The organism is Clostridium sp. C1, from assembly GCF_018223625.1.
GTDB lineage: Bacteria > Bacillota_I > Bacilli_A > Erysipelotrichales > Coprobacillaceae > Allocoprobacillus.
In genome coordinates this window covers 2,720,535-2,740,596 of sequence record NZ_CP073631.1, presented here as the reverse complement: position 1 = coordinate 2,740,596, position 20,062 = coordinate 2,720,535, and the positions used below count along the sequence as shown (strand labels likewise).

The 20,062-nt window shown below is 29.7% G+C and carries 15 protein-coding genes; 7 read left to right on the top strand and 8 right to left on the bottom strand.

Translation table 11 applies throughout. The features are described from left to right. Window positions 1-305: 305 nt before the first annotated feature. Entirely contained in the window at window positions 306-899 is a 594-nt protein-coding gene (locus KEC48_RS14645) for a helix-turn-helix domain-containing protein (RefSeq protein ID WP_211963224.1), read from the bottom strand. Between the two features lie 142 nt (window positions 900-1,041). On the opposite strand from KEC48_RS14645, the gene KEC48_RS14640 reads away from it, so the two are divergent. Together KEC48_RS14640 and KEC48_RS14635 are read left to right on the top strand one after the other, a co-directional pair. After that, a complete protein-coding gene (locus KEC48_RS14640) occupies window positions 1,042-2,298 on the top strand; it encodes a DNA repair protein (protein ID WP_211963222.1) in 1,257 nt (418 codons plus the stop codon). Then, window positions 2,291-2,602, top strand: a complete 312-nt coding sequence (locus KEC48_RS14635) for a YolD-like family protein (RefSeq protein WP_211963220.1) — start codon at window positions 2,291-2,293, stop codon at window positions 2,600-2,602. Before KEC48_RS14640 ends, KEC48_RS14635 begins: the two co-directional genes overlap by 8 nt. Window positions 2,603-2,606: 4 nt before the next feature. On the opposite strand, the gene KEC48_RS14630 is transcribed toward KEC48_RS14635, so the two are convergent. From KEC48_RS14630 to KEC48_RS14605, 7 genes are all read right to left on the bottom strand, one after another. Then, window positions 2,607-6,323, bottom strand: a complete 3,717-nt coding sequence (locus KEC48_RS14630) for a hypothetical protein (RefSeq protein ID WP_211963218.1) — start codon at window positions 6,321-6,323, stop codon at window positions 2,607-2,609. Between the two features lie 281 nt (window positions 6,324-6,604). Beyond that, window positions 6,605-9,568, bottom strand: coding sequence for a type I restriction endonuclease (locus tag KEC48_RS14625; protein ID WP_211963217.1), 2,964 nt, complete (start codon window positions 9,566-9,568; stop codon window positions 6,605-6,607). Further along, on the bottom strand, window positions 9,568-10,863 hold the full coding sequence (locus tag KEC48_RS14620; protein ID WP_211963215.1) for a restriction endonuclease subunit S: 1,296 nt from the start codon (window positions 10,861-10,863) through the stop codon (window positions 9,568-9,570). The genes KEC48_RS14625 and KEC48_RS14620 overlap by 1 nt, the downstream gene beginning before the upstream one ends. 1 nt (window position 10,864) lies before the next feature. Beyond that, a complete protein-coding gene (locus KEC48_RS16400; protein WP_283092197.1) occupies window positions 10,865-12,046 on the bottom strand; it encodes an N-6 DNA methylase in 1,182 nt (393 codons plus the stop codon). Further along, window positions 11,970-13,043 (bottom strand): N-6 DNA methylase, encoded by a 1,074-nt coding sequence (locus KEC48_RS16395; protein WP_283092196.1) that lies wholly within the window; start codon window positions 13,041-13,043, stop codon window positions 11,970-11,972. The genes KEC48_RS16400 and KEC48_RS16395 overlap by 77 nt, the downstream gene beginning before the upstream one ends. A 135-nt stretch (window positions 13,044-13,178) precedes the next feature. Further along, on the bottom strand, window positions 13,179-14,969 hold the full coding sequence (locus KEC48_RS14610; RefSeq protein WP_211963213.1) for a DUF262 domain-containing protein: 1,791 nt from the start codon (window positions 14,967-14,969) through the stop codon (window positions 13,179-13,181). Further along, complete coding sequence (locus KEC48_RS14605; protein ID WP_087158631.1) at window positions 14,954-15,193, bottom strand: helix-turn-helix transcriptional regulator; 240 nt, start codon at window positions 15,191-15,193, stop codon at window positions 14,954-14,956. Before KEC48_RS14605 ends, KEC48_RS14610 begins: the two co-directional genes overlap by 16 nt. A gap of 284 nt (window positions 15,194-15,477) precedes the next feature. Between KEC48_RS14605 and KEC48_RS14600 the strand changes: the two genes are divergently transcribed. The 5 genes from KEC48_RS14600 (at window position 15,478) to KEC48_RS14580 (ending at window position 20,043) form a co-directional block, all read left to right on the top strand. Next, a complete protein-coding gene (locus KEC48_RS14600; protein ID WP_211963212.1) occupies window positions 15,478-15,891 on the top strand; it encodes a sigma factor-like helix-turn-helix DNA-binding protein in 414 nt (137 codons plus the stop codon). 410 nt (window positions 15,892-16,301) lie between these two features. After that, on the top strand, window positions 16,302-16,664 hold the full coding sequence (locus KEC48_RS14595; RefSeq protein WP_211963210.1) for a type II toxin-antitoxin system PemK/MazF family toxin: 363 nt from the start codon (window positions 16,302-16,304) through the stop codon (window positions 16,662-16,664). A 127-nt stretch (window positions 16,665-16,791) separates the two neighbouring features. Next, entirely contained in the window at window positions 16,792-17,019 is a 228-nt protein-coding gene (locus KEC48_RS14590) for a hypothetical protein (protein ID WP_211963208.1), read from the top strand. 10 nt (window positions 17,020-17,029) lie between these two features. Continuing rightward, window positions 17,030-18,124, top strand: a complete 1,095-nt coding sequence (locus tag KEC48_RS14585) for a site-specific integrase (protein WP_211963206.1) — start codon at window positions 17,030-17,032, stop codon at window positions 18,122-18,124. Window positions 18,125-18,438: 314 nt separating this feature from the next. Next, on the top strand, window positions 18,439-20,043 hold the full coding sequence (locus tag KEC48_RS14580) for a transposase (RefSeq protein ID WP_211961949.1): 1,605 nt from the start codon (window positions 18,439-18,441) through the stop codon (window positions 20,041-20,043). The last annotated feature ends 19 nt before the right edge of the window (window positions 20,044-20,062 follow it).

The window sequence follows — 20,062 nt, the reverse complement described above, 5'->3', positions numbered from 1 at the left end:
AATAAGAACGGCTGGAAATAGAAAAGGAACGTCATGTTAGGCGTTCCATAGTCTATAGGTTATTCAATTTTTTCTTGTTTCAATACTGATGTGTTGTACCATATCTTTGCATATCTAGGAAAACTTGCGTATCAAGGCTCATTCGTTAGTAGTAAATAAGTAGTAAATTGATGTGTTTGTTTCCTTGAAAATGCTGATAGATACTGTATTTTAGCGGATAATCAGATTTTTATTGTGTTTTTGTTTTAAACTCATATAGAAAAATCAATCCACTGAATGCTAATAACATTTAAAGTAATATAATTTTAAATGCTGAAATCTCTACGAACGAATTTCACTAACCCTATAACTTTTACCGGAAGTTCTTCAACCTCTTGCATTGTAAAAAACTTGGATTCATACCTTGGATTAGCAGCTTCTAATATCATCAAATCATTCTTATAGTAAACTTTTTTTATTGTTGCCTCTTCTCCTACCATAACAACCGCTATCTGTCCAGATATCACTTCATTACATTGTTTGATGAATACAAGATCACCATCAAAAATATAACACCCTTCCATAGAATCACCTACTACTCGAAGAAAATAATCCCCTTTTTTCGCATCAACTTGACCAAGTTCTATATATCCTTCTATATTTTGATCAGCCCAAAGATCATATCCAGCTTTTACTTGCCCAAGGATTGGCTTAATATTTTCTTCATTATCCAACAATGACTCTACATCCTGTCCAATCACATTTGATAGTTTTTCTAATGTACCATGTTTTAGTTTTGTGCTTTCTCCACTCAACCAACGAAAATATGTAGAACGTCCTATTCCTATTTTTTGAATCATATCATCATGTGTTAAATTATTTTCTATTTCATACTGAATCAATATCTGTCGTAATTTCATCATATATCACTCCTATTTTATATAGTATCATAAATCCCAAATCTATCAATAAATATATAATCAATTATTAACAAAGTCCCAAATCTATCTTGTTTTTAGTTTTTTAGACTCTATAATTAGACAACACAAAGGAGTGATTTCAATGAATAATAAAATGTATCTATGTATTGATTTAAAAAGTTTCTATGCTTCAGTAGAATGTGTGGAGCGTGGATTAGACCCGTTTAAAATTAATTTGGTTGTTGCAGATTCAACACGTGGAGGAGGTGCAATCACTTTGGCAGCAACTCCTGCTATTAAAAAACTAGGTGTCCCTAGTAGAGGAAGAATCTATGAAATACCTAAAAACATCGAATACATTACAGCTCCACCTCGCATGACTCTATATATGCAATATTCTGCCACTATCTATAGTATTTTCTTAAAGTTTATTTCAAGTGAAGATATCCATGTCTATTCGATCGATGAATCCTTCTTAGATATTACTAACTACATGAGCCTTTATAATACAACACCTAAACAATTAGCAAAGATGATCCTTGATGAAATATATGATCAAACTGGTATCACTGCAACAGTTGGGATTGGAACGAACCTATTTCTAGCTAAGGTTGCATTAGACATTACTGCAAAACACGCTAAAGATTGTATGGGATATTTAGATGAAGATTTATTTAAACAACTTATTTGGCATCATCAACCAATTACAGATATTTGGATGATAGGACCTGGAACTGCTAATAGATTAGCAATGCTAGGAATCAAAGATCTTTATGGGGTAGCTCATTATAATGAAAAGATTTTATATAAGCTATTCGGTATAAATGCAGAATATCTTATTGACCATGCATGGGGTAGAGAACCAACAAAGATTAGCGACATCAAAGCTTATAGACCATCATCAAATTCAATATCTAACTCTCAAATCTTATTCGAAGACTATAATTACAAAGATGCATATTTGATAATGAAAGAAATGGTCGAATCTAATGTATTGCAATTAACTGAAAAACATCTTGTCACGAATCATATCTCATTATATGTCGGTTACTCCAAGAACTGTATCAAACCATCTAGAGGATCTAGAAAGATTACCAATACTACAAACTCTTATCGAATATTACTCGAAGAATTTAAACTATTATACAAAAAGATCATTAATCCGAATTATCCAATAAGACAGATTGGGATAAGTTTTGGAAATGTTAAAGACGAGATATATGAACAGTTTGATTTATTCGCTGATCAAGAAGATATAGAAAAAGAAAAAAGAGTGCAAGAAGCTCTCGTACATATCCGAAACAAATATGGAAAGAACGCTGTATTAAAAGGTATGAATTTTTATGAAAAAGCGACACAAAGAAAACGTAATGGATTGGTAGGTGGTCATAATGCATAAAACTAGAGCAAGTCGAGCTCAGATATTTCAATCATTTGATGCGCTTAAAGGATTTAGAGAAATTCTAAAAGAGAAAGAAAGAGTTATCGTCCCCAAAAAGATATTATCTGAAGATGATCTAGCAGAATTAGATTATAAGGTTCATCAGATAAAGATTGGAATGATAGTAAAAGTAACTTACTATGATAACGGGCAGTATGTTCAAATCGAAGGAAAAGTATCTAAACTTAATTTAGATACAAAAAAGATCCAGATTGTAAAGACAAATCTGGATTTAAAAAATATTACCGATATTTCAATCTAATTAATTATTCAAAGGCCATGTATTCTTCCATTTTTATCTCGTTTAATTTCCAATATTCAATGGAATCGGTTAACTCTTCAATTTTTATGTCTATCTTTTTATAAAAACTATTATCTATATTTTTCTTTAAATCTTGGAGTAAATTTAACTTTTTTGTTAATTCATCAGAAATTCTTCCTGATCCTGTAAATGATTTTTCATCAACTGAGTTTATGATGTTCTCAACTACTGATTCATTTCCTGAAAAAGTATTAACTACATAAAAGCAAAGCTTAGTCCATTCATACCTATCCTTAGTTTGGTTATATTCATATGGCTGCAAAACATAAGATAACTCAAGTATTTTATCGTTAGTATCTATCCAATCAATAACTTCTTTACAATCAATTAAGTTAATTAGGTTGTTTGATATATTTAATTCTCTTAATATGAATCTTTTGATATTTATATTTGGCTCACCTTCATAGTCAATAAATACATTCAAAAATTCTTTAGGATACATTTTTATTAAAAAGTACATAATGTCTTCAATATTATGAAAATATATACTTTGCTCGGCAATAATCGATTTTACTTTTTGAAATATTATGATGGCTTCCCTTATCCCCTCTTCTTTAGAAAAAGATAATTCCAACAATTTTCTTACTTCATATTTATATTGAATGTCATCATATTTTCTATAATCCAAATCAACAATTACTTTTCGACCAAGTGTTCTTAATTCAAAAGAATTTTTTTCTTGTTCTCTAGCACGCAATAGTCCAGAAACAATTGTTTCACAAAAACCTATTTTTTTATACAAAATACTATATATGTCATATATGGTATTACTTTCTAAATTATTAAGGAAAAATTGAACTTTATATACATCACTTTCAATAAACTTAAAAGTATTAATGGCACGTTTAAATCTATTACAATCTTTAATAGAAAGATCAAATGACAATTGCATAACAAAATAATATCTTCTATATTTTTCATCCTTAATAACATAATCTAGGAAGTATTCAAATTTGTGCTGATTATATAAATTATACAGTTGACTTATGTTCGATAATAACATACACATAAATTTATTATTGCTATCATGAATATTGTTCACTATTTGATTAATTAGATAATCAATATCATTAGATTTAGTATACATACCTTCAGCTAAATATGATATTTTACTTAAATCACAAGAATCATCAATCAATCCAAAGTAATCATCATATTCACCTTCGATCACCATTTCTTCACCTAGAGAAAAAATCAAATCTTCTACTTTTTTATTATCTTCTGTAATGTCTGATAAATATAAATGAAGATAATTACCTTTTGAGAGATATATTTCTATTTTTTCCTTTATTGTAATTGGTTTTGTTTTTTCTATTAAACCATCAATTCGTTTCATCAATTCAACAGGAACCTTATCTGAATCAAAATGTTTTATTTGTAATAACGAAAGCCAAATACTACACCATCTTTTTTTCTTAATGTAATTTGTAACCATTTGTTCCAAATTATCATAAAAACCAATAGATGCTAAATTTCTGAAGTTTTTTGCAATTATTTCTTTTATTTCGTTTTCATATCGTGGATCATTCAACAATTCACCACAATAATCTAACACACCTTTATACCATTCATTTACTTTTGGCTCCAAGCCATAATCATTTATTCGAGTATTCTGAATAAAATAACTATGTCCTGTAAATGTTCCGCACTGGAATAACTCATTTATTAATTTTAATCCCAAATCGTATAATTCCAATTCTTCAGACTCTAGCATCTTGGTTATTGCTTTTAATCTTGTTTCCAAAGTTGCGCAGGTATTTGAGAGATAAATATGAAAAAATCCATAAAGGTAATTTCTAAAATCGTCATAATATGAATTAATATTATTCTTTTTAGATTTAATAATTGTTATTAATAATTGTATTGAATCTAGGAAATTCTTTTCTTCGTATGCTAGAAAAGAAACTATTGCTATCCATTTATCAAATTCTTTAGAAATATTAAACATACCGACTCTATTTATCCTTCTCAATCTTCTTATCATTGTCTCAGGAACAATTAAACTAGCACATTTAATTTTCTCAAGTTCATTTTCGCTTGCATTGATAATATCTGCATCACTAAGTTCATTCAAAAAGTTATTAGCAATGTAAACTGCTTGGGGACAGTCAAATAAATACTTTAATCTCCTAAAAAATGAAAGAGATAATCTTTCACTTTTACTAAATTTATCTAAAAGATTTTCTATAGGATAAAATTCTAAAAATTCTTTGGCTAATCGATTTGCTAAAGCATGAGGTAGTACAGCTCTCATATATCCTCTTTTTTGAATTATTTGTCTACAATATAATTCTTCAACATAGGAATATAAAGCTTCATCTTCTACAGATATCAGTTTTGATAAAATGGATATTTCTTCATTGACTGGTTGCATCCTTATATCAAAAGAATATACTAACGAACATACTTGTGCAGCTCGCATTAAACGTTTGTCGACTTCTCTTCCTTGATAGAATAATCTTTCAAATAATTCTCTACTATTCAGTAATCTTGCGTTTCCATTTCTTAATAATGATTTAGCCAAATATATTGCAATTCTAAAATTACCTTCAGAATTACTTACAATATTGTCTAAATTTATTGGAGATAATTCAGAAAAATCTCTAATTAGTAATTTTTTCAATAAATCATTAGATACTGGACTTAACATAAAATTGTATGAATCTACATTGTCATCATCTCTAACATCGTATTCAATTGTTAATAAACTTAGTTTGCTATCCAATCTTCGACATATTTTGGTTAATTTATCATGTAATTCAACAGTACAATTATCAACAACTATAATTAATCTTTTTTTCAATGTAATCAAATTTTGTATAAATGTTATTGGGTCAGGAATTAATGAATTACTAACATCTCCATAAATAACCATTTCTTTATTAAGAGGATCTATGCCAACTGACTCATCGAATAAAGCCTGCGCAAATCGTGTTTTTCCAACCCCAGATAACCCTGCTAATCGAACAACGTTTTTCTCAACACTTAATATCGAACGAATCTTATTAATGCCATCAATAACTTTCAATTTACCATCAATAGTAGTAGTTAAAAATACAGCATTGTTATCAAATAAAAAATCATTTTCTTTATTACTTGGGTCTGACCAATTCTCATAAGAAGTCCATCCACTAGTATATTTTCCATTTTTCTGTTTAACCCAACAAATTAGAGAAGGATATTTTCTTGTCCAAGATGTAATAGCTCCACAATCATAAAAATCAACTTTAACGTTAGTAATATTATTTTCACTTAATATAGTTTTCATCTTATCAACTCTCTTTTTTTTATTTTGAGTTGTAAGATCATCTCCACTGCTTACAATAATATATGCTCCACCTTTTTCAGATAAACTTAAAATACATTGTTTGACATTTCCTGTTGAATCTTTCATCTCATGTTCTATCTTATTTGGTTGCATTTTAGGTTTTTTGACCTGAAATATGGTATTTGGACTGGGGATGAAATCACCATTCTCTAAACTCAAACAGGAAACTAATACATCAATTCCTCCATCCTTTTCGTCCTGATTACCACCATAAGAAACAGAACTTATTTTGTTGCAATTTTCATACAACTCAGCTTCACATAATATACCAACCAACGTTCGTAAGTCTGAATCATTCAACTCTTTAATATCATCTTTAGTCAAATCAAACAAAATATCCCTCCTTCCTATTTTTTACATTTTTAATCACGATTTATCTTGATTACTTAAATTTATTATTATCTATTTCAAATATAGTATTTCTATAATAAATCTTTAAATGATTACTTAAATTTCATATTCCCTAATCAGATTAATATAATTTCACAATGATTTCTTTGTGCTAATAGAATAATGATTCAATCCTTTATCACTCATTATTCAACAACACTTTGTTTCTAAACCTAAGTTATTTATCATCATTGAAATATTCAATTATCATAATTAAGTAATAATTATCTTCTTAAGCATTTATAAATTTCATCCACGAATATACCAAGCACTTCTTTTTTAATTTCATCATTTTGAAGCAACAATGTAAAGAAATCTTGATTTTGATTTAAACCTTCAATAAGAGCATCATCAATATTATCAAAATAAGCAAATTCAAAGTCTTTTTCCGTATTATTCTTAGCGCTTGCCTTTAATTCTTCCGATTTCATCATAATGTCTCTAATTTGTAGCATTGCTTTTACAGCTACTTCATTATCATATTCTTTTCCTGTTTTGCTATTAATTTCTGCAATTATTTGAGATAGTCTTTCTGTTTTTTGAGGAGTTAACACTATTTGTTCAGCTACAGGAAGTTTAACAATAGGATTTGAATTAACTTTTGTATTTTGATGTGTTTCTTTTTTCTTTTGAGCAAAACCAGTTGCTTGAATTTGCCCATTCAAATTAAATCCTGCACCATGACTTTTGATTTTTAAATATGATTGCAAATAATTAAGGAAATTATATTTTTTATGTAATTCTTTATCTTCAAAACAGGACACTTGCAACAAGAACTCATACAATCTGATAAAATGATTGATTGTTAAAATAATTTCATTTGTTTGTTCATTAGTTCTATTTGATTCAATATTTTTCTTTGCTTTTTGAAGTAAAAACTCCAATGCACGCTTTTCTTTACTTCTTAAATTCGGCATATATAATATCTCGTTAAATTTATCAATATCCATTGGATCTAAAACATAGTAACCATCTAGTTTAGCTTCAATATCATAAACAGAAGAAGGGGATACTGAATTAGATAATATAGTTGTTGTATAATAACGCGCAAAATCTCCTATGATATCTTTATAGTCATTTGCAAAATCTAAAATGAATGTCTTTTTATCAAATGGTGGACAAATACGATTCAATCTCGATAATGTTTGAACAGTAGAAACACCATGTAGTTTTTTCAATATATACATGGCACATAATTTTTTTTGATCAAATCCAGTTTGATACTTATCAGCAACCAATAATACTTGATATTCATCTTTATCAAATTCATTTGGAAGTGCTTTTTCTGAAAACCCATTCATTCCAGATTCAGTATATTCAGCATCATCAACTTTTACAGTGCCTGAAAAAGCTACAAGTGCTTTGATATCATTATAGCCTTTTCTCGTTACATATTCCTCAAATGCCTGTCTATATTTGACTGCTGCTTCTCTTGATGCTGTAACCACCATTGCTTTTGCTGTTCCATTAAGTTCAGACATTACTGTAGTTCTAAAGTGTTCAATGATAACCTCTATTCTTTGTGATATGTTAGTTTCATGCAATTCAATAAAACGTGCAATTTGTCTTTTGGCTTCATTTGTTTTAAGTGTTGGGTCATCTTGAATAGATTTGTTTAATTGGTAATATGTTTTATAAGTTATATAGTTTTGTAATACATCTAATATAAACCCTTCTTCAATAGCTTGTTTCATAGAATAGATATGGAATGCTTCTTTTTGTCCATTTTTATTTTCTCTACCAAACATTTGAAGCGTGGTGGGTTTTGGTGTTGCGGTAAAAGCAAACATAGAAACATTTGATTGTTTCCCATTTCTAGCTATCTCATTTGCAATTACATCTTCCATATCTTGGATTTCCTCTGTCATATTTCCTTCGCTTAATACGTAAGATACTGCTGCCATGTTTTTACCTGCTGTGGACGAATGAGCTTCATCAATGATTACAGCAAACTTTTTACTAGATAGATTAGCTACGCTTCCAACGATGTAAGGGAATTTTTGAATAGTTGTTACCACTATTTTAGTATTTCCGCTAATTGCCGTCGCTAAATCAGAAGAAGTACATTTATCATCCATTACTCTTATAAAACCTGATTTATGGTCCAGTGACAATACAGCGTTTTGAAGTTGTCTATCAACTACCACTCTATCAGTACAAATAATGATATTATCAAAAATAATTTTATTATCATCATCATGCAAAGATGCCAATCTATGAGATAACCAAGCTATTTCATTTGTTTTGCCTGAACCGGCAGAATGTTGCAATAAATAATTTTGAGAGGTCTTATTCACCTTAACATCATCCAACAATTTCCTCAATACATCTAATTGGTGAAATCTTGGGAAAATGATAGTTTCTTTTACCTTAGCTTTACCCGTAATTTCATCTACTTTTTCTTTAACTTCGATAAACATGAATTTCCCTATAATTTCTAATATAGAGTCTTTTTTTAAGATATTATCCCACATATAGTGAACGCTATATTTATCTTCAAAAATAGGATTACCTGCACCTGCATCTATACCGATTCCATTACCCATGTTAAAAGGTAAAAAGAATGTTGCAGGACCATCTAGTTTTGTTGTCATATAAACTTGTTCTAAATCCATTGCAAAATTAACTAAAGTACCTGCTTTAAATCTAAACAAGCGTGTTTTAGGGTCTCTTTCTGTTCTAAATTGATAAATTGCATCTTGATATGATTGTCCTGCAGTATTAGCCTTTAATTCAAAGGAAATGATTGCTAGACCATTTAAGAAAATGACTAAATCAATTCTTTCTTTATCAGATGCCCATACTTCTTCAGAAACAGAGAAAATATTATTGTTATATAAAACATTAAGTTCTTTATTGTATGTAGTTGCTGGTTTTGTATACATCAAATCCAATTGAATATTAGCAACTGATACACCTTTTTTTAAAGTGTATAATCTGCTACCTTTGTTTTTAACTTCTTCATTATTAATAGTCGCAACAATAGTATCTTCAGTATCTTGTTTATATATTTTATACAACTTTTCCATCTTTTCTGGTTGAGTCGTATTCAAAAATTTGAATAAATCTTTTCTATTTACAGCAAATTGTCTATCAAAATCTTTTGCTAAAGATACTTCGTATCCATTTTCCTTTAATCTATCAATAATAAAGCTTTGATACTCTTTCTCAGATAAGATTGAATTCATCAAGCCACCTCCTTCTTACCTGTAACATATTCATAAATAAGCGATTTTTTATATTCTGCTAAAGTTTCAAGTTGTTGTTTTTTAGATGAAATGATAGAGTCAATCTCAGAACATTTATGGTCAAGATAATCAGCTATTTCTTTCTGTTCTTTAATTGGTGGTATGGATATTAAAATATTGCCTATATCAGTTGCCGAAATATGTATAACCTTTAGCTTTGCCTTTCCTTTACTTTTTTGTATTTGAGAATATGTACTATTAAGTGCATAATTTAAAAATTTAGGATTTTGTTTATGCCTTAAAACAACAATATCTCCACCAGCTAAACAAGGTTCATTTCCTAAAAAAACAATATTTTTACCTATTTCTTCAATTAGCTCTCCTGTTCCAGCAAATAATATATCACCATATTGAATATGTTTTGGTGATAAAATATGATTCATTTTTGTTAGTGATATAGTTTTCTTAAATGAATTATTATATTTAGTATAAATTTCTCCATATCTAACGCATTGTATATTACCATCTTCGAATACTTGTTCTTTTGTGATTCCATTTCCTTTAAATAAAAAGCTTGATATATATTTTACTTTTTTTATTTCCCATTTTTTAGGCATAGTTCCAACACACTCAATTCCACTATCTTTCATTTCGACATTAGAATTTAAGCCTTTTGTTACTGCTTCAGTAATAACAGATTTTTTATACTCTTCTAGTATTTTGATTTGCTCTTCAATATCAACAGTCAAACCATCAATTTCACCACATTTTTCATCAAGAAAATCAGCAATGCTTTTTTGTTCTGGTAATGGAGGTATGGTGATTTTAATATTTAGTAAATCAGTTACACTAAGACTACTTCTAACTCCATCATCACCTAATGCATTAAAAATATTTCTATGCCACATCATTAAATAAAATTTTTCCGCATAACTTGGGATAATAGATTTCCTATTTTTTAAAATAATATATGCAGATGACACTATACCTATATCGTGGGATAAACCTACTCTACTTGTAGATATGTTTTGTAAATCTATCAACTTAAAAACTAATTCATCTTTTTTTAATAATTGATATGTATTAAAATCTTTGGGCTGTAATCCATTAGAATCATCTTTGGAACGTTTTAACACTCCCTTTAAAGTCAATGATAATCTATCATAATTAACTGAATTTACACCTGGTATTATTTTTTTGTTTACAAAATTGTATTTACCTTTTTCGAATTTCCACCCTTCAGGAATCTCTCCAATCCATTCAATTCCACTATCTTTCATTTTTCTATCGGTCATATTACATACCTCCGAAAAGTTTATTAATTCTTTCTGATACTGATTTTTCTAATTCAATAAACTTAGTTGCTAATTCATTTGATGGTTTTGGGGGTTGATATTTATAAAAATATCTTGTAAAAGGAATTTCTGCCCCTGTTTTAATTACAGGTTTGGCTTTAGTCATATCTTCTTCCCAGAACCATTTAGCATCTGGAATATGAGGAAGAACTTCTTTTTTCATATAATCTTCAATATCGGTATCCCATCTTACTAATTCAATATCTTTACTTTCTTTATCGTAAATAATTTCCCCCTTCTTTTTGCCTTTTATTTCTCTTTGAATCATTGCGTTTTTATTCATTACAGATAAACCATCAGCAATTTTGTTTATAGTTTTATTGTCTAAATCTATTTCAGATAAAATATTAGTTAAAACTGGCATAAACTCATTTATGGACATAAATATATTGTTTGAAATATTTTCTTTTAATTTTCTTAAAATTGCATCATAAATTGGCTTGTTTTTATAATAATTTGCTAATTGCTTCTTGTTTTTTTCTCTTTTCTTTTGTTCTTCTATTTCTTTTTTCTTAATCTGTTCAAGGGATTTTGTTTTCCTTTTATTAGAAGATTCTTCTTTAATTGTTGGATTTTCTAATTCATAGACTTTAGCTTCATCATAAATACCGTTTAAAGCTCCCTTTCTAAGCATTCTTTCAATACTTTCTTTTGTAATAGAATAACTTCTTTGAAGTGGCTGCATTACTGTATATTCTTTATAGATAAATTCTGTATTATCAAAAATCTTAACCAATTCATTTTCTTCAAAATTAGCGTATAACTTCGTAATTTCCGCTCTATCTTTTGGTAAGAATTCATTTTTCTTATTCCCAAGTGGTTTTCTTAATTTATGACAAATTGAAGATGCATCAATTAATTGAATCTTACCTTTTCTTTCTGGTCTTTTATTTTTAGAAAGAAGCCAAATATAAGTTGAAATACCGGTATTATAGAATAGGTCTGTTGGCATTTGAATGATAGCTTCAATCAAATCATTTTCTAACATCCATCTACGAATTTGTGATTCACCAGATGCTGTATTTCCGGAAAATAAAGGAGAACCATTAGAAATAATAGCAGCACGCCCTAAAATTCTCATCCATCTTATCAATTGCGGATTGCATGAATAATAATTGAGCATCACTTCCAGCAGGCAAACCTGCTCCCCAACGTCCCGCTAATCCTTTATTATATTCATCTTTAACAGCCTTTTCCTGACCTTGTTTAGCATTTTCACCACTCCATGATGTTCCAAAGGGTGGATTTTCAAGTAAGAATCTCATTTTAGTTCCTTTGAAACAGTCAACTTTTAATGTATCTTCATGTTTAAAATTATCGGCATTTTGTCCTTTAATCAGCATTTCAGCAAGTCCTACCGCATAAGATGGCCCCATAAATTCTTGCCCAAATAAACGAACATCAGCAGAAGGATTAAAATGTTTTATATATGTATAAGCAGTAGATAGCATACCTCCTGTACCACAAGCTTGATCGCAAACGGTAATAATCTTTCTATCGTCAAAGATATCATTGCACCCTTCAGCAATTAATAACGATACGCAAAGTTTGATTATGTCACGACCTGTGTAGAACTGCCCAGCGTCTACATTTTGATAGAAACGGCCAATAAGATTTTCGAAAATGTACCCCATTTTGATACTATCATATGTAGAAGGATGTAAGTCTAATTCCGAAAATGCTTGAACTATTGAGAATAAGCATCCATCCTTTTCCATTTTTTCTATGTGGTTTTTCATATCTAATTGACCTAATATATCTTTTACATTATCTGAGAACGAATCTATATATGCTTCAAAATTCTTTTTAATATTGTCTGAATCATTACATAATTCTCTTAAATCAAATTCACTTGTATTATAAAATTGATACCCTGAAAGTTTACATAGGGCTTTCCCTGGATAGTTAGGATTAAGTTTAAATTGTTCTATTACTTTATGTTTTGTTTCTTCTAAAGTACATTCAAAACGTCTAATGATAACCATAGGAATGATAACATCTCCATATTTGTCAGGCATATATGAGCCTCTTAATTTATTGGCAATAGACCATATAAAATTAGCTTCAGCCGTTACATCAATGGGAGTTTCATCCCATAAAAAATAATTAATATCATTCATTATCTTTACCTCCAATTTATCGAAATAAATTCTTTAAATAAAATACATAACCACAATATAATGTAGTATTTCTACTTTTTAAAACTATTAGTTTTTTCTTAATTTACCTTAAAAATACTAAAAGATAGATTTTGACTATAGATTAAAATAATAATCTTTTATTTTTTTTGCCATCAATTGCCTTCTTTTTTCCAAAAACTCACTATAATCATTGACATCATAATCAACAAATTCATTTGGAATGCAATTTTCTTTAAAAGTTCTGTCCAATTCTTTTGGATCAACAATACCTCCTAATAATGGTTTTTTCGTTTCAATTTGATTAGTAACTTCCTTCATGTACACATTTGGAGCAGTATCTTTTATTTTTATATTGATCTCTTGTTGGGTATATACATAATTAGCAATCTGATTGTAATCTGCTCGGTTTTTAAAACCATTATTTTGTAAATATTTTTTTGGGAAAAGATGATGTATATCTCCCCTGTCTTCGATCATTGTTTGAACAGTAATATCTGTAGATAAGAATCCTCTATCATTAGATTTTACTTGAGCCATTAAATATAATTTAAAAAATGGAGAACTTGCCACAGAAGTATTCAACCTAGTCGGCAAGATATGATTCCAATAGGCATCAGATAATTCTCCCAATTCTACTGACTTTAAATAATCTAAAGGATCATTAATATCAAAACGTTTGATATCGTAATCAAAAATTGATTCTGGAGAACCAGAGTATCTTCCTGTTAAAATAGATAATACCATCCACTTTCTAACTACTTTTTCAATAGTATTTGCATCAACTTTTTTATCCTTTAAGAAAATATATAAAGCATAACTAAAGTTTAAAACATTATCCGATCTTATCATGGATTTATCAATTATACCTGTAGATTTTACAATCATTATAAATCGTTCAAAATTAGTTTTATTTACAAACTTCATGACTCCATCATGCAATTTATGATATGAATCCTGAGCAATTTCTTCTTTATAATCTCTTGTTTCAAAATCTCTTCCTGATAAAAGACTAACTAATTCTGATAATCTACCTCTTTTAAACTGTGAAGTAAAAGCCACACGAAGAACATCATTATAATCAGGCATGTATATATCTTCCATATTCGAAGCTATCCATTGTATATTAGAAAATTCTTGCAAACCAGAGAACTCTATATCATGTTGTTTGATCATTTCAATATCCATTGGTCTTTGTTTTAAATGGCAGAAATAATCTATTGTCTTACGAATAATATCTCCCCCAAATTTCTCATTAGATGATATTTTACTCATCGCAAAATCTGCCTGAGATAAAACCGTACCTTTTGAGTTAATACGTATAAATATATCGGTAACGGTTTCAATATCTAACATAGAATTTAATTCAATTACGCCTATAGTATTTGCTTCTATCGTTGTTAATTTTGTAATAGTTTTATTTATTTCAGATGGATTGACTCCATTTGCATTAGCATATTCGAATGCAAAGTTAAAAGAATCAAATCCAATTTTAAACACTTCTGAAATATCATTTATATATTTGCTATCTTTTTCTATTGCTGGATTTAATACCTCAAATTTTTCATGTATTGGGTCAAAGGCAATCTTAATCCTTTTCTTTTTATACTCTTGGTCAATTACTTCAAATCCTGCAATAGCAGCAGTTAAAGCTGTTATTCTTTGTTGACCATCGATAACTACCTGCTTACCTGAACTCATCGATCCATCTTTTAATTTAACATCTGGATTTTTCCAAATGATAATATATCCAACTGGATATCCTTTATATAACGAATCGATTAAATCTCTAACTTTTGTAGAATCCCACACAAACGGTCTTTGCATTTCTGGAATTGCAACTGTCCCCTGTTTTATCCATGATATTATGTTTTCAACCGAATGGTTATTTACTACATATTGTGCCATAATACATCACCTTCTCGATTTAGATTTACTTCAACAATATCACTAATCTGACACTGAAATTCTGTACAAATTCGTACTAAAACATCCATTGATACATATTCATTTTTCGATAATTTAGCCATTGTAGGTGCACTTAGATTACATAATTTTGCAAAATCTTTTTTCTTAAGTCCCTTATCGATCAATAACTTAAATAAATTGTTATAGCTTACTTTACTAGTCATACTAAGCTCCTTTTCTTACTTCTTATACTTTTATATAATAACACACACCAATTCTATGCTACAATATAAAAATAAGCATTTGCTAAGTTTATTTTAATATGTGCTTTTTTTATTTTAGTTGTTAATAGAGCCTAATAATATTTTAATACATAAAAAATATATGTGTCATTCAATCATAACGAGTTGTTGTATGTGACAACTCGTTATTTTTTTGTAAATTTCTTTCTTTACAGGGCTCAAAATAACCATTTTTTTAGGCTCTTAAGTGAAGGGAGAAATTGAATATGGCATACAATCACAAGAAAGAAGAATTGATTTGGAGAAAGAAAAAGGAGAAGGAGGAAGCTTTGCTTAGAAAATTAGGTTTTGCTGAAGATAAAATACGCATGCTCTACGATTATGATAGAAATGCATTCAACTGCGACCGACATTACGGAGAAAATGAAGATGTTACCCAAGAAGGTTTCTTTAATAAACATCCTGTTTATGATCGAATCATTATAATTACTGTCGAAGACTTATTAGATCAAATAGAAGATAAAAATCTATTATTTAAATTAAAGAAAGCAGACAAAGTTCTACTTCAAATTCTTTTACTAAGGTTTCTTGATTATGAAATTGATGAAATTGCTGAAGAATTACATATGACTTCTAACGCCATTAGAAAAAGAATCAATAAATTCAGAAAAAAATTATAATTAGTAGGCTCAATTTGCTTATTTTTTTCGGCTCTTATGTGAAGGGGAGTTTATCCACTTCTATAGATCTTTGAAAAAAGCATAACAACTATTAGATACAAATCTCATAGGATGAGCTGATCACTATTGCGCCATGACCTATAATATAGAGAGCGATCAAACAATAGATTGATAAAAGCAATTGGCTATTGCTAGCGATGATACCCTATGAGGATAATGATACACTTGCACTGCAATTGCGTGAGCTACCACGCGAGGGTGAAATTCCCGTGATGAATAATTGGCTATTATTCGTCTAATAGGATTCCCTTCTTTCCGGGTAAACAGGGTTAAATAGGAAATACGATAAATATAAAAACAACCAGGACTCGTTCCTGGTTTTATACATAATTAAGAGAGGATGAGATAAAGTGATAACAAAAGTTAAACGAGGAGATATCTTTCTTGCTGATCTTTCTGCTTATCAAGGTTCCGAACAAAAAGGAGTTCGCCCTGTTTTGATCATTCAAAATAATAAAGGTAATAAATATAGCCCAACAACGATCGTTGCATGTCTATCATCCAAGATTGAAAATAAAGCTCATTTACCTACTCATTATATTCTACCTGAAGGAATCGGTTTAAAGTACCGTTCGATGGTGTTGTGTGAACAAATTAGGGTCATAGATAAGAAAAGACTTTTAAAAAAGATATCAAAACTAAGCAAATTAGATATGAAACATATTAATAGAAAGATAAGTATCAGTTTAGAGCTTAAAGACAAGAAATATTAAAAATGTAAAAATACTACCACTTTATAATATCCTAGCTTCCTTGATTATCGTCAAATGTATGAACTTTCATTTTGTACATTCGTTATTATCTTGCAAATCAATTATGATGAGAGAGGAGATAGATATTATGCAAGAAAAACATTATGTAGAAACTCCAAAATTTACGGGCAGAAATGTTCCTATTGATGAAATTGCAAAAGCCACAGGTAAATCAGCTGCCTTTTTAAGAGAGGCATTAAAACTAGGAATTATGCACTTTGGCTATGCATTCAAGAAAGATGGAGCTAAAAACTATACATTTTACTGTCCAGATAAACAAGTTTGGGAAGAATTAGGCTATTTTAAAGAAGAATAGGAGGTTCATTATGGCCAAAAGAAAAGAAGAAAGACTTCCAAAAGGTTTTGGTGGAGTCATATTTATGAAAGGTAATCGTGCTAAACCATATATGGTTCGTATTAAAGTTGGTATGACAATCAATGAAGAAAAAGGGACAGCGTATCCAAAATATAAGATCATTGGTTATGCTAAAACAAGAGCAGAAGGAATAATGATGCTACAGGATTACCACAACAATCCTTATGATTACGAGAACCATTACACATTTGCAGACATATTTAAAAAAGCTTTTGATGAATATATTGCCGATAAATCTAAATCAAGTATTCAAGCTTATAAATCGGCATTTAAAGTATGTGAAGAGCTTCATGATCTAGAATTCAAAGACATAAGAACAATTCAACTACAGCATGTCATTGATCATTCAGGGAAAAACTATCCAACACTAAAGAAAATCAAAGTATTATTCAATGTCATGTATAAATATGCGATGAGGTATGAATTATGTCCTAAAGATAATTCAAGATATGTTGATATTTTAAAATTCAGCAAGGTAAATCCAAATGCAAGGGATAGAAATCCGTTCACAAAAAAAGACATTGACATCTTATGGTCAATGAAAGAAGATAAATGGTATCAAATAGCTTTAATGTTAATTTATACAGGAGTAAGAATTGGAGAACTATTAGAATTAGAAAAGAAGAATGTCAATCTAGAGGAACAATACTTTGATATAACCAAAAGTAAAACAGATAGTGGTGTTCGTAGAGTTCCTATTGCTGATTGTATCTTGCCATTTTTCAAAAACTGGTACGAATATTCACAAGCAGAAACTTTAATCTGTATGCCTAGCATGCAACCATTCAAGTATAGAAATTATATTGATGCTTATTGGTTTCCATTAATGGAACCATATGGAATGCAACGTTACACTCCACATTGCACGAGACACACTTGCATTTCGCTTCTTGCTGAAGCAAAAGTAGACCAAACATCAATTAAATTGATCGTCGGACACAGAGGGGCTATGTCACTTACAGAGCGTGTATATACGCATTTAGATGTCGATACATTGATAGAAGCAGTGAACAAAATGTATGTTCCAGCATCGGTTAAGTGCTAGATGGAAAAAAATAAAGCAGCAAATCTCTCTCCACATTCTCGCAGCACATTCTCTCTCCACAGTCTCACACCACAGTCTATCTCCACAATTCTCTAAATAAAGCAGCTTAGACCACAGTTTTGCACCACATTTTTGGTGAGAGGCGAAGTTGCTTTATTTGTTACCTTATTGCAGCTTTATGAGGGTTTTTTAGACAAAATAAAAAAAAGAAAAAGGGGCTGTAACGAAATAAATATTCGTAAGGTCACCTAAAAAAGAAAACGACAATGATTATCTTTAATGATTATCATTGTCGTTTTTGGTATAATTAGATTATGGAATCTTTAAATTTTATGCAATCTAATTACACTGATAATTATAACGCAATTCAGTTATCTTTGCCACTAGATTTGGGTATAAAAATTAATCCTGACGATGAGGTTGTTTCTTTCTTAAAGGCGCTGGAAGGAGTGAATCTTAAGAAATATCTAAAAAGAGATGAGCGTCGTGGTAGAAAGGGATATGATAACGTATTGCTTCTTAAGGCTGTTCTCCTTGCAAGAATGGTCAGTGACTGTGATGTAAGAAATCTAGAATCTTTATGCAAACATGATATTAGATTTATGTATATCATGCAGGAGGCAACTCCTAGCCATATGACTTTTGAACGACTCATGAAGAATTATCTTATTGATGATATTGACCATATCTTTTTTGATATAGTCAACAATATCTGTAATCTCATGAATGTTGACAAATCAATTCAATATATTGATGGTACCAAAATAGAAGCCAATGCAAACAAATATTCTTTTGTATATAAGGCAAGAATCCTCAATGCAAGAATGAAACTGTTTTCTAATATAACAGATTCAATCATTCAGATGAACATGGAAAGAGGATTTGACTTTCCATATCATTATTTTTACTGTGCACAGGAGATAGGCTATATAGTACAGTATCTTATGGAAACGATGATTAATGATGATATAAAAATGGTATATGGCAGAGGGAAAAGAAAGACAGAAATTCAAAGATGGTATGACCTGTTTCTTGGATATTATACAAAGCTGGATGAATATGAATTCTGGCTTTTTATCATAGGAAATGATAGAAACAGCTGTTCTAAGATAGATCATGATGCGACGATGTGTGCAACTAAGATAGATTTTTACTGCAATACGGGATTAAGCAGACCATGCTATAATGCACAGATTGGTGTCAGCGATGGCATTATAGTAAATGCAGATCTATTCCAGCGACCAGGAGATACCAAGACATTCATACCATTCATGGAAAGATATAAGGATTTCACAGGAGAGCTGCCACTTTATCCAATGGCAGATGCAGCTTATGGAAGTTACGACAACTATATGTATTGTTTGTCAAATGGAATGAATCTCTACATGAAATATTCAATGTATGCCAAAAAGAATGAAAAGGAATTCAGGAATAAAAAATTCAACACATTGAACTGGGAAAAAGATGGAAAAGGAAATAGGATATGTCCAAACGGTCATGTATTTGATCAGAATATAGGAGATATTTATGATGAAAGAGGAGAATATCTGCAAATCAAACAAAAAATGACAAGTGATGAAGGTTGCGAAGGCTGTCCATTCATTGATGAATGCTGTAAAAACAAGAAACATCAGAAAATCCTGACAAGAGATGCAGTGCTAGATGAATTCTATGCAGTTGTAGATGAAAATCTGTCAACGGAATTTGGAAAAGAATTAAAGAAACAGAGAAGCATACAGGTTGAAGGGGCATTTGGAGTCATCAAGCAGGACATGAAATTCACAAGATTCACGAGAAGAGGACTGAAAAATGCAAAGATGGAATTTCTCATTGTGTGTCTAGGCTATAATTTAAGGAAATATCATAAATATCGCCTGAAAAAGGAGAAAGAAGAAAAGGAAAAATTGCTTCTCAATTAAAAAGATATGCACATGAAAA

What these genes read in the sequence shown, in the direction of transcription:
- KEC48_RS14625 (WP_211963217.1), bottom strand. Translation starts at nt 9,568, where the DNA reads ATGAATTCAATCTTATCTGAGAAAGAGTATCAAAGCTTTATTATTGAT.
- KEC48_RS16400 (WP_283092197.1), bottom strand. Translation starts at nt 12,046, where the DNA reads ATGCTCAATTATTATTCATGCAATCCGCAATTGATAAGATGGATGAGA.
- KEC48_RS14645 (WP_211963224.1), bottom strand. Translation starts at nt 899, where the DNA reads ATGAAATTACGACAGATATTGATTCAGTATGAAATAGAAAATAATTTA.
- KEC48_RS14605 (WP_087158631.1), bottom strand. Translation starts at nt 15,193, where the DNA reads ATGACTAGTAAAGTAAGCTATAACAATTTATTTAAGTTATTGATCGAT.
- KEC48_RS14610 (WP_211963213.1), bottom strand. Translation starts at nt 14,969, where the DNA reads ATGGCACAATATGTAGTAAATAACCATTCGGTTGAAAACATAATATCA.
- KEC48_RS14635 (WP_211963220.1), top strand. Translation starts at nt 2,291, where the DNA reads ATGCATAAAACTAGAGCAAGTCGAGCTCAGATATTTCAATCATTTGAT.
- KEC48_RS14640 (WP_211963222.1), top strand. Translation starts at nt 1,042, where the DNA reads ATGAATAATAAAATGTATCTATGTATTGATTTAAAAAGTTTCTATGCT.
- KEC48_RS14580 (WP_211961949.1), top strand. Translation starts at nt 18,439, where the DNA reads ATGGAATCTTTAAATTTTATGCAATCTAATTACACTGATAATTATAAC.
- KEC48_RS14620 (WP_211963215.1), bottom strand. Translation starts at nt 10,863, where the DNA reads ATGACCGATAGAAAAATGAAAGATAGTGGAATTGAATGGATTGGAGAG.
- KEC48_RS14585 (WP_211963206.1), top strand. Translation starts at nt 17,030, where the DNA reads ATGGCCAAAAGAAAAGAAGAAAGACTTCCAAAAGGTTTTGGTGGAGTC.
- KEC48_RS16395 (WP_283092196.1), bottom strand. Translation starts at nt 13,043, where the DNA reads ATGAATGATATTAATTATTTTTTATGGGATGAAACTCCCATTGATGTA.
- KEC48_RS14590 (WP_211963208.1), top strand. Translation starts at nt 16,792, where the DNA reads ATGCAAGAAAAACATTATGTAGAAACTCCAAAATTTACGGGCAGAAAT.
- KEC48_RS14600 (WP_211963212.1), top strand. Translation starts at nt 15,478, where the DNA reads ATGGCATACAATCACAAGAAAGAAGAATTGATTTGGAGAAAGAAAAAG.